The following is an 11557-nucleotide window of genomic DNA, read 5'->3' on the forward strand; positions in this document are numbered from 1 at the left end:
TTATACCTCAAGACCGATAAGAAGTGATACTTCGCTGTAAGGAACTGTTATAACAGGATAGCCTTCGGAATACGGAGCAATCTCGTAGGAGCTAAATCTTACAGCGATACCATCAGGCGTAAGGAACCAGTTGAAGTCATTGTCTGTATAGGAGCTTCTTATCTGATCAGCGGTCTCTTCATAGGTTAGGAACAATGAGCCTTCATTAAGATCAGTTACATGATTGCAGACAAGTTCTACGAATTCAGCCTGAGACTGTGATATAACATCTGAAAGTTTAAGGATCTTACCTTCCTGCATATCAAGAGTATAAGAGTATTCCCAGCCCATTCCATGAGCCCCTCCCCAGTATTCATAATCACTTGTACTAAGGCATACATATCTTGAATCGTGGTATTCAAGGCCTGTGTAGTTATAGGTATAATAATACGGATACAGATCCATAGGAGAATACTCGCTGGATGAATCATAAGCTTCAGCATTCATCTTAGCATCTTCAACAGATGACTGGGCCATGTCGGCAACATCCAGGTTTTCCATAATATTGTCATTAAATTCAATGAATTCATCAGATGTCGCTGGAAGCTGTGGTATCACAAGATCTGACCTGAATGCCATAATATCAAAATTATCATCTGTATAGAAGTAAGCGCTGTGCGAAGTAGATAAAGTGATATCATACTCTTCAAGTTCTATCAGATCACTTCCATAGTCAGGATCCTGTGCCACCAGCACATTTTCAATATTCATCTCACCATAAGGTCTATAACACAGATAGTAGTTTGAATATACAAAGGTAATATAAGTCAGGCCTTTTGATGTGAAGTTATATATAAGATTTGCATTGTCAATTGGCGAATCATCACCTGGTGTAATGCTGCAAAGAAGCTCGCTTTGTCCATCAGTAAGTGAAACTTTGACAAAGTCATATACAAGATCAGGTACAGGATCCTCGGCAAGAGGTTGGTCTATCTTTAAAAAGATATTCTCGTCATCATAATCTATGACTTCAACATCTGTTGAATGCGCATAACCAAGAGAAACAAAGGATTCCTTGGTAAGAATATCTGTACGTTCGCCTGTCTTTAAATCAATTGAATAGATATATTTACCAAGATAGTCGTTATTGAGCATTACGAGTTTATCCTTGGTAAGTGCCACAACATTTCCATCATCAATTTCAGCAATCTCTGTTTTGGAAGATGTATCATCTGCTGATATGAAGCACAGCTTTGACTTGTTGCCGGCATTGTCCATGCAATAGATGCCGCCATAAAAGCCTATAGAAGAAGGAGAGCACTTATAGCTTCCAAAACGCGTATATACAGGAACCCAGCCATCTTCAAATTCAAAATCGAGATTTTCAAATTCGTTGTAGGCTTCTCCAAGTGATCCGTCATCACCAAGCTTATAACCCTCAAGGATCATATCATTGTCGCTGTCGAAACTGTATAGATAGAAAGTATCATTGTAAATATCTATATCAGCTGAATACTTGACCTCATTTTCAAAGGAAAGCATTGATGCATTGCCGCCGCTGTCTATCCTGAAGACATATTCGTTATAATCCTCTGTGCTTTGCGCAAGGACATACACATTGCCATTATATAAAGCAAATTTGTAATTATAATTAATTGTATATTTGGAATCATCTTGTGGGAAAAGACATACAGTATCATCCGGATTATCCTTGGAAGTACGCCATAACTTTGAATATATTACATAGTAAAAATAGTTATCATCCTCTTTTATAAGAGTATTATCAAGGATATTCCTGGATTTAGAACCAAGGTTGATGCAGCCGTTGGAATTTAAAGAATTATCATCTTCATCTGATGCAGTTGCATCTTCTGTAGTTGAAGATAAAGAGGCGCTGTTATCAACTTCTGCTGATTCTCCTTCGGCAGCTGCTGAAGCTAAGTTCTGGCTCTCATCATCCTGACTTTTATTCTTAAGATCCGGGGATGAACACGAACTTAGGATTAGTGAAGAAGCTATTAGTGCCACGCTGCATGATCTGGCAAATTTTAGTTGTTTAGTCATGGCTATCCTCCCGTCTTTATTAAATTTATATAATCTGGAAACTGTGCTTTAGATATTGCGTGCAGCAACATGTGCTGCCGCTTTAAAAGCGTATTTACTCCCTGTACTGTTTGTTATAATATACAATGATTGGTTGCGTCAAGGCTTCCATGAGTTTATAATCTATATATGAGTTTTTGGGCAGCAGTCCCAAAGCTATACTAATAGTTTACAATAAGCTGAGGCTTGACTATAATCTGTGACTAATATTTTTTTATTCGAATTTTTGGGGAGGAAGATCAATGGCAGCAAAAACCGATGCACAGGTCATCATTGGTGGAAGAGTGCTAACATTAAGCGGTTATGAAAGTGAAGAGTATCTTCAGAAGGTTGCATCATACCTTAACGGTAAGATTACAGACTGCAGTAAGATTGAGGGTTTTAACAGACAGCCGGTAGATCTTCAGTCAATACTCCTTCAGCTTAATATTGCAGATGATTATTTTAAAGCCAAGAAGCAGATAAGTCTTCTTGAAGAGCAGGCAACAGAGAAGGAAAAAGAGCTATACGATCTTAAACACGAGCTTATCGCGTCTCAGATCAAGCTTGAGAATACTGAGAAGAATGTCAAAAATCTTGAGAAGGATCTTGAAGATAACTCAAGAAAGATAATACAGCTTGAAACTGAACTTAAGAATAAAGTTACACCTATAAGTCAGGGCTCTTCTTCCGGTAAAGGAAAAAGATAATTTTGAAAAACATGAAAGAATTAAAGCGTCCCGAGCTTCTTGCTCCGGCCGGTAATTATGAAGCATTTCTTGGCGCCATATCAGCAGGCGCTGATGCTGTATATCTTGGAGGTACCAGATTTGGTGCCAGAGCTTATGCTGATAATTTTGATACCCAGCAGGTCATTAAAGCTATAAAGTATGCCCATCTATACGGCAGAAAGCTTTATATGACTGTTAATACGCTGGTAAAAGAATCTGAATTTAATGACCTGTACGATTATCTTGCGCCCTATGCTGAAGCAGGGCTTGATGGAGTGATCGTACAGGATTTTGGTGTATTGGGATTTATTAGAGAGAATTTTCCCAATATAGAACTTCATGCAAGTACGCAGATGGCTATAACAGGCGTATATGGAGCAAAGCTTCTAAAGAAGATGGGCGCAGTAAGAGTAGTTCCTGCAAGAGAATTATCTCTTTCAGAAATGATAGATATCAAAGAGAAAGCCGAAATTGAAGTTGAAGCCTTTATACACGGTGCTATGTGCTATTGTTATTCCGGCATGTGCCTTTTTTCCTCAATAGTAGGTGGAAGGTCAGGCAACAGAGGAAGATGTGCACAGCCCTGCAGACTTCCTTATAAGCTTCAGGGCGGATTTTTGAATGATGAAAGTATAAGAAATCGTACAAAGTCAGACAACCATGGCGGTGATGAAGAGTTTTATCCATTATCTCTAAAGGATATGTGTACGATCGAGATAATTCCAAGTCTTATAGATGCTGGTATTGACTCCTTCAAGATAGAAGGCAGGATGAAAAAGCCTGAGTATGTAGCAGGAGTTACATCTATATACAGAAAGTATATAGACAAGTATCTTGCTGATCCAAAGGCTCCTTTTAAGGTTGAAGAAAGTGACCTTGATATATTAAGGCACTTATATTTAAGAACAGAGATAAGCCAGGGCTACTATCAGAGGCATAATTCCAAAGATATGGTGACATTATCATCTCCAGGCTACAGCGGATCAGATGATAAGCTTATTTCAAAGATACGAGACAAGTATCTAAATGGAGAGGAAAAGCGCAGCATTTCTGCCTATGCCTATTTCCATGCGGGCTGCGAATCCATGCTGACTTTTACCTGTGACGATCATTCAGTTACAGTATCAGGGCAGATGGTTCAGGAGGCTTCAAAGCGTCCTATGGCCAGAGAAGATATTGCAGCAAGGATCATGAAGCTTGGCGATACATTTTTTGAGCTCAAAGAACAGGACCTTACAATTGATATGGATGAAGGCGAGCCCGGAATATTCATGCCTGTCAAAGAGCTTAATGAACTTAGAAGACAGGCAGCAGATATGCTTCTTGATAAAATGAGGAAATAAGGCCGCGAGGTTACATATGGCAATTACTTTAAATAAACAATTACATGTATCAGTCTTTTCGACTGATCAGTTGCAGCAGGTCCTTTTGATGAAGAGAAGGCCCTCAAGGATATATATTGATTATCATCTTCTTTTGGATAATAGTGAAGATATCACTGGTACTATCAAGGACCTGTCAGAAGGAAGCGAGATTTTTGCAGCCCTTCCATATATGATGAGGGAGGAAAAAAATCTAAAAGGCCCTCTTGATATAAAGAATATCTGGAAGTCTTGCAGTTCCTTTTTAAAAGGCTTTCTTGTAAGAAATATGGAAGAACTTGCCTATCTTACACTTAATGAAGATGGCTTTTTTGACGGCTCTATAGTATGCGACTATGGAATATATATGTGGAATCATGGCGCTGCCAAGGCTTTTTTTACAGAGACAGGGGCAAGTGAAGGTTGCATTCCATATGAACTTAACAGGCATGAGATTGGTGAATTCTTATCAAGTACTAAAGGCATTTTCTCTGCATGCTTATACGGTTATATCCCTATGATGGTTTCTGCCGGATGCACAAGGAAGACTTTGGACAACTGCACAGGCAAGATGGGGACTAACTTTACATCTTATGATATCATTACTGATAGAAAAAATAATTCTATGAAGGTACTGACAGACTGTCGTCAATGCCTTAATATTATTTACAATAGTGTTCCGCTTTCACTTCATAAGCAGGCAGAAAGTTTATCAAAAGAAAAGAATATAGCAGCATTTCGAGTTGACCTTACAATCGAAAGTGGTAAGGAAGCCGGGGCTGTTTTGAATTTTTGGGAGAGTGTTCTTTACGGTGGTTCTTATGAGATTCCTTATAAGGATTACACAACAGGACATTATAAAAGAGGAACGGAATAAGAAGAGTTTTTTGGAGCTTTGTGCTTTAAAAATGGCCTATTCTGTTTAATTTTGGGAGAAACTTTTTAATGAAGTTATATATTGTCGAGATTTCAAAGTATGTAATAGCCATACTTAGTTGTTTCTATGCTCTATGCGGATTTATATCACTAAAATTTAAAAGTGAAAAGAAGAGGACTCCGCTATATGCGATTCAGATCATCATCCAGGTTATTATTCTTGTCCTTAGTTTTATCACCATAGTTTTAAGGACTGGTGATCTAAAATATATTTTTTATGGAATTGGTATAGCCCTTATTTTATCAACGCTTCTTTTACTATTCAGCGCATTTTTTCCTGAAGGCAACAGGCTTATAATCAATAATGCAGCCTTTTTGATAATGACATCTATCATTATGCTTATTCGTATTGATTCAGATAAGGCTATAAGGCAGATGATCATTGCCGGGGTGTCCATTGTTGCAATGTTTATAGCATGCGAGATTGTATATAAGCTTCCGGTACTTACTGATCTTACCTGGCTTTATGCGGCTTTGGGAGCAGGACTTCTTCTTGTTGTTATTTTGTGCGGATCTGTCACTAATGGATCATATATATCTTTTACGGTATTTGGAGTTACCTTTCAGCCTTCAGAACTCGTTAAGCTTATTTTTATATTCTTTTTGTCCTGCGTCCTGTGTAGGGCGGCGACGTTTAAGGAGGCTATGATCACTTTTGGTGTAGCCATTCTTTATATTCTGATACTTATGATGAGTAGGGACCTTGGTGCTTCTGCAATTCTTTTTATCATATATCTTGCAGTCTTATTCGTTGCGACTATGAATCCGGTTTATCTGTTTGGTGGAATAGGAATTGGTATGGTTGGCTCTATCATGGGCTTTATCCTGTTCCGTCATGTAAGGGTTCGTGTACAGGCCTGGCTTGATCCCTGGTCGACTATTGAATCTACAGGTTATCAACTTACCCAGTCTTTGTTTGGTATAAGCTCAGGTGGCTGGTTTGGACTTGGCCTTTTTAAGGGTAATCCCCAGACTATTCCTTATGTAGAAGATGATTTTATCTTCTCAGCTATCGCAGAAGAGTTCGGGATCATTTACAGTATTTCAATGATACTTGTAATAGTATCAATGTTTCTTATGATATTGTTTGAAGCTTCAAGGCTTAGGGACAGATGGTCAAGGTATGTTGACTGCGGAATTGCGGTTTGGCTTATATTCCAGACTTTTCTTACAGTCGGAGGAGGATCCAAGTTTATACCCCTTACCGGCGTAACACTTCCTCTTGTAAGCTATGGTGGAACATCACTTATGGTCACTATGCTTTCGATAGGTGTATATGAGGCGACCTGTCGCATTAGGGTTGATGAGCATTATGAGGCTATAGAGAGATACAGACAAGCTCGGTCTATGGAGGCAGGAAGATTTGAAGAATAATAAAGCAATTACATTTATAGCTGTATTTTTTACCGGAATCGTTGTTGCCATGCTTGTTTATATTGGCTGGTACAGCTATGCAAACAGAGAAACCTTTGTAATGAATGATTACAATAAGCGTGCATCAGCTTTGCAGGCTGAGAATACAAGAGGATCTATAATCTCGGCAGACGATGTAACACTTGCTCTGTCTGAGACTGACGAAGATGGTAATGAAGTCAGAACTTATCCTTATGGAAGCCAGTTTGCACATGTAGTTGGATATGCGGACATGGGTGGAATGGGCATAGAAAAGGACATGAAATACTATCTTATAAATAGCAGTGCATCTCTTTCCACAAAGGCATCTTATGATGATCAGGGCCTCAAATTCCCAGGAGATAATGTCTATACCACAATTAATGCAAGTCTTCAGATCCTTGCATACTATTCACTTGGAGATTACAACGGAGCTGTAATAATATCTGATCCCAAGACTGGAGCCATACTTGCCATGGTATCAAAGCCTGATTTTGATCCTAATACGATCAAAGAAAACTGGTCCAGCCTTTCAACTGATAAGACTACTGCAGCACTTGTTAACAGATGCTCTCAAGGTCTGTATCCACCCGGATCTACCTTTAAGATCGTCACATCACTAGAGTATATAAGAGAAAATCCTACAACCTATAATGACTACACCTTTAACTGCCAGGGATCACTGACTGTTAATGGCGCATCGATCAAGTGTTATCACAACCAGGTACATGGAGCTCTTGATTTCTATTCATCATTTGCTAACTCGTGTAACTCATCCTATGCTAATATAGGACTTACGCTTGATCAGGATGAATTTGCTGATACTCTTAACGACCTCTTGTTCAATCAGGAGCTCGACCTTGATTTTCCGTATTCAAAGAGTACGGCAACAGCAAGTACGACACTTTCTGATGAAGATAAGATGCAGCTGTCTATAGGTCAGGGAACTACATCAGTTACACCTCTTCATATGAACATGATAACTATGGCTATTGCCAATAACGGAACTTTGATGAAGCCGTATCTTGTAACCGGTGTTAAATCGGCTGATGGAAGGACAGTGGAGTCTTTTGAACCTGAAGTTTATGGAACTCTCATGACTTCTGAAGAAGCAGATATTCTTACAGACATGATGCAACAGGTTGTTCTTACAGGTACTGCCAAGAATCTTGCAGATTGTTCTTATAATGCGGTTGGTAAGACAGGCTCAGCTGAGTATTCGGATTCTACAACTGATTCACATGCCTGGTTCACCGGATTTGCACCTAAGGACGATCCGCAGATTTGTGTTACAATAATTATGGAAAAAGCAGGAAGCGGCGGACATATGGCTGTTCCTGTTGCAAAGCGCATATTTGACGAGTATTTTGGAGTTAACTCAATAAACTGAGTAGATTCTTTTGGGAGATTATTTTTGAAAAAACATTACTGCGAATTTGATAAAAATTTATATGTTGGTCCATCTTTAAAGAATGTTCCGCTTGTTAAATGGAAAATGCAGCATGGCGCAGGACAGATATCTGTTTATGCCATATGCAAGGCAATGAACCCGAGTGACCAGCTTGATATCATTCATTGCGGTGTTCTGACCCAGAAGTATTACAGAAACCATCCTGTCCATGTATATGGGCTTGCGTCCGGCTACAGCGAAGCTCTTGATACTGTAGTCACTATATCCCGAAGGGCATCTGAATGCGGTATGGACGGCGATCTGTTGGGATTTCTTGAGACAATGGGAGTACAGGAGTAAGGGGGATTAGTGATGCTGGGTATGATTCTTGGCATTTTGAAAATAATAGGCATAGTGCTGCTTGTGATCTTACTTGTTGTGATCGCGCTTCTACTGATAATCCTTTTCGTTCCCATCAGATACAGAGCACATGCAACAATTGAGCGTACAGATCTGTCTGATGAGAATGTTGACTTTAAGGATAAGATTAAAGCAGATGCAGGCTTTAACTGGCTTTTACACCTTGTAAGAGGAGGCATAGGCTATCCTGAGAATACAAGTTTTTATCTTAAAGTATTGTTCTTTACAATTCTTCCCAGATCAGAAGAAAAAAAGAGAAAAGCTGAAGAAAAACAAATAGAAAAGGACCGCAAAAAGTCTGATAAAAAGATTGAACAGGCAATGGAAAATGCAGCTAATGCTGTAGAATCAGAGCCTTTACAAAATGATGACATTAAAGACCCTGAAGGCAGTGAATCTTCTAATAAAGACGATAATACCACGCAAAAAGAGGGAGAAACTCAGACATCAGGCGATTCGCAAACATCTGATAACCCGCAGACATCGGACAATGCACACACATCTGATGAAAGCAATGCTTCAGGTGATGGACCGCAAGGTGAAAATGCATCTGATGATAGCATTTCTTCTGAAACAGATGATAATTCCGGATCTTTTGAAGGATCAGAAGATGACACATTTTCTGAAGATAATGAAAAAGGTGACCAAGAGCCTTCGTATGATGACGCTGATATCTACTCATTTTTTGATTTTATAGAGAAAATGGTCGATATCCTTGAAAATGTCTTTGATTATCTTGAAAAGCCTGAAGAAGCCGCAGAAAAAGCTTTCTATACAATATCTAAGGCGTGTGCTAAAATAGAAATGATTAAAAATCTGCTTGAAAGTCCCACATTTGAAAGGGCTTATGAAAGAGCTAAAAAGGATCTGTTTCTTATATTAAGGCATATTATGCCAAAGAAAATAGATGCCGATATACTACTTGGTCTTGGAGACCCTGCTTCAACAGCACAGCTTCTTGCCGGGATAAATGTCATTAACACTTTTAATGACTATGATATATGGATGGAACCTGACTTTGATGACAAGGTAGTAGAAGCAGATATAGATATTAAAGGCAGAGTAGCTCTTTGGAGGCTGTTATTATCAGCTGCCAGAGTTTATTTTAACAAAGATATACGTAAAGTTTGGAAACGAATTAATCGAATAATGAACAAATAAGAGGACATGAGCGGGAGGATATATGGAGAATAAGCATTTTGACGGAATAGTTGATTCCCTTATGGAAGGCATGCAGCAGATGCTTTCTGCAAAGACTGTAGTAGGCGAGCCTACCAAGATAGGTGATACTATAATTGTTCCTTTGGTAGATGTATCTATGGGAGTAGGTGCAGGTTCCAAGGACGAAGAGAAGAAGAAAAGAGGAGCAGGTGGATTTGGAGCCAAGATGTCTCCAACAGCTGTTCTTGTTATAAGAAACGGACAGACCAAGCTTGTTAACATCAAGAATCAGGATGCAGTTACAAAGATACTTGATCTTGTACCTGATGTTATCAATAAGTTCCAGGGCGCTAAGGAAGAAATGCCTAGCGATGAAGACGTCGTTGACGCGGCATTTGGAGAAGACGCCGAGTAATTGTTTATATGAACATGTTCATATAAACGTGTGTCATCACTTATGGAGGAGAGATGGCGGTTTTGAAGCTGCAGGATATATCTGCAGGTAGGGAGGGAGCCATGGATCAGAATCATAGTGACGAACTTTTGGGCAACGGAGATCAAAATTCTCTTGAGGAACTAAGACGATTCCTTTTTAAAGAGAGCTGCCGACTTAAGAATCAGGAAAGCGCTCTTGATGACCAGTGGCAGAAGCTTGAAAAGGAACGAAGTGAACTGAAAGAAGAAATTGATAAAGCCGGCAAGAAGCTTCAGGAACAAAGAGCAGAATTTGAGCATGACCGTTCATTTTTTGACCAGAAAATGCAGATATTAAAGGACGGTTATGACAAACTGAGCATGGACCGCAAGAATCTTGAGCTTGAGAAAAAGCGTATCATCCAGGAGAGAATGATGCTTCAGGAGGATATTGCAAATGCAGATATAAGGCTCAAGGAACAGTCTGCAGGTCTTATGAATGTACTTTTCAGAGGTGCTGATACATCTCTTTCTTTAAAGAAAAGATATAAAGACCTCATGAAAATATTCCATCCCGACAATATGAACGGCGATGATGAACTTGTTCAATGGCTCAACATTGAATATTCAAAGCTCAAACAGGAGATGGATGATGCTATGGGTGATGAAGCTTCGCAGAAATAATTGGTGGTAAAACAGTGCATTTTAAAGGATTTTTTTCAAAAAATATCATCAAATGTAAATTTCTTCTTGCAAAAACCCAAATGTTTTGATATAGTATCACTGTTGCGACTGCATAAGACTATTAATAAATTTAGTCATTATGCGTACATGGATGTGATTTTAATTTAAAATTATCATTAGTTAACATAGTTTTACAGGAGGTGTTAAGATGGCAAAGTGTGAAGTATGTGGCAAGGGCGTTCATTTCGGTAACAACGTGAGCCATTCCCATAGAAGATCAAACAGAGCATGGAATGCAAACGTTCAGCGTGTTGCAGTTAAGATCAACGGATCTACTCGCAGAATGAATGTATGCACAAGCTGCCTCAGATCAAATGCTGTTGAGAGAGCATAATTATTTTGAGAATTGACACGGAAGCGCTTCTTTTTTAAGGGGAAGCGCTTTATTTTTTGTCATTCTTGTCATATAATATTGCTATCTATGCAGAATAGAGTATGCCATTTAACGAGGAGGACAACCAATGAAAGCTTCATCATTGAACACACATATGGGCAATATTTCCATAGACAACGAGGTTATCGCTCAATATGCCGGAACTGTTGCGATGGAATGCTTCGGTATTGTTGGCATGGCTAACGTTAGTATAAGAGACGGACTGGTAAGCTTGCTTCGCTCTGATAACATGACTAAGGGTATCAACGTAGAGCTCAACCAGAACAAGAAGCTTGTACTTAATTTTCACGTTATTATTGCTTACGGTGTAAGTATTTCTGCTGTTGCAGACAACCTTATCGACTCTGTAAAGTATAAGGTTGAAGAATTTACAGGACTAGAAATAGAGAAGATCAATATTTATGTCGAAGGTGTTCGAGTTATCGACTGATCGACTTGTGTAGGAGGAACCTAACTTGAGTACAAGTAGCATTGATTCAAGAATGGTCGCAAGAATGTTTCTTGCGGGCGCAAAGAACCTTGAAGCTAAAAAAGAATGGATCAACCAGTTGAA

The 11557-nt window shown here is 39.1% G+C and carries 12 protein-coding genes; 11 read left to right on the forward strand and 1 reads right to left on the reverse strand.

Features of this window, described 5'->3' with window-relative positions; translation table 11 throughout:
• Nucleotides 1-2043: an RsiV family protein gene (locus tag K6G87_RS07405; protein ID WP_296835461.1), complete on the reverse strand. Its 2043-nt coding sequence runs from the start codon at nucleotides 2041-2043 to the stop codon at nucleotides 1-3.
• Nucleotides 2044-2324: 281 nt separating this feature from the next.
• Between K6G87_RS07405 and zapA the strand changes: the two genes are divergently transcribed.
• The 11 genes from zapA to K6G87_RS07460 all read left to right on the forward strand — a co-directional run bounded on the left by zapA (nucleotide 2325) and on the right by K6G87_RS07460 (nucleotide 11434).
• Nucleotides 2325-2771, forward strand: coding sequence for a cell division protein ZapA (gene zapA / locus K6G87_RS07410; protein WP_296835463.1), 447 nt, complete (start codon nucleotides 2325-2327; stop codon nucleotides 2769-2771).
• An 11-nt stretch (nucleotides 2772-2782) separates the two neighbouring features.
• Complete coding sequence (locus K6G87_RS07415; protein WP_296835480.1) at nucleotides 2783-4135, forward strand: peptidase U32 family protein; 1353 nt, start codon at nucleotides 2783-2785, stop codon at nucleotides 4133-4135.
• A 16-nt stretch (nucleotides 4136-4151) separates the two neighbouring features.
• On the forward strand, nucleotides 4152-5030 hold the full coding sequence (locus tag K6G87_RS07420; RefSeq protein ID WP_296835465.1) for a hypothetical protein: 879 nt from the start codon (nucleotides 4152-4154) through the stop codon (nucleotides 5028-5030).
• A gap of 68 nt (nucleotides 5031-5098) precedes the next feature.
• Nucleotides 5099-6463 carry an FtsW/RodA/SpoVE family cell cycle protein gene (locus tag K6G87_RS07425; RefSeq protein WP_296835467.1) on the forward strand — a complete coding sequence of 455 codons (1365 nt, stop codon included), beginning with the start codon at nucleotides 5099-5101 and terminating at the stop codon, nucleotides 6461-6463.
• Entirely contained in the window at nucleotides 6453-7871 is a 1419-nt protein-coding gene (locus K6G87_RS07430) for a peptidoglycan D,D-transpeptidase FtsI family protein (protein ID WP_296835469.1), read from the forward strand. Before K6G87_RS07425 ends, K6G87_RS07430 begins: the two co-directional genes overlap by 11 nt.
• A 24-nt stretch (nucleotides 7872-7895) precedes the next feature.
• A complete protein-coding gene (locus K6G87_RS07435) occupies nucleotides 7896-8231 on the forward strand; it encodes a hypothetical protein (protein WP_296835471.1) in 336 nt (111 codons plus the stop codon).
• 12 nt (nucleotides 8232-8243) lie between these two features.
• Nucleotides 8244-9452 carry a DUF2953 domain-containing protein gene (locus K6G87_RS07440; protein ID WP_296835472.1) on the forward strand — a complete coding sequence of 403 codons (1209 nt, stop codon included), beginning with the start codon at nucleotides 8244-8246 and terminating at the stop codon, nucleotides 9450-9452.
• Nucleotides 9453-9474: 22 nt separating this feature from the next.
• Nucleotides 9475-9867 carry a GerW family sporulation protein gene (locus K6G87_RS07445; RefSeq protein ID WP_296835474.1) on the forward strand — a complete coding sequence of 131 codons (393 nt, stop codon included), beginning with the start codon at nucleotides 9475-9477 and terminating at the stop codon, nucleotides 9865-9867.
• A 101-nt stretch (nucleotides 9868-9968) separates the two neighbouring features.
• Nucleotides 9969-10550 carry a hypothetical protein gene (locus tag K6G87_RS07450; protein WP_296835476.1) on the forward strand — a complete coding sequence of 194 codons (582 nt, stop codon included), beginning with the start codon at nucleotides 9969-9971 and terminating at the stop codon, nucleotides 10548-10550.
• 208 nt (nucleotides 10551-10758) lie between these two features.
• The gene (gene rpmB, locus K6G87_RS07455; RefSeq protein WP_022753132.1) at nucleotides 10759-10944 is read left to right on the forward strand and encodes a 50S ribosomal protein L28; all 186 of its coding nucleotides are present in this window, start codon (nucleotides 10759-10761) and stop codon (nucleotides 10942-10944) included.
• 127 nt (nucleotides 10945-11071) lie between these two features.
• The gene (locus K6G87_RS07460) at nucleotides 11072-11434 is read left to right on the forward strand and encodes an Asp23/Gls24 family envelope stress response protein (protein ID WP_022753133.1); all 363 of its coding nucleotides are present in this window, start codon (nucleotides 11072-11074) and stop codon (nucleotides 11432-11434) included.
• The last annotated feature ends 123 nt before the right edge of the window (nucleotides 11435-11557 follow it).

It is taken from the genome of Butyrivibrio sp. (assembly GCF_024699075.1).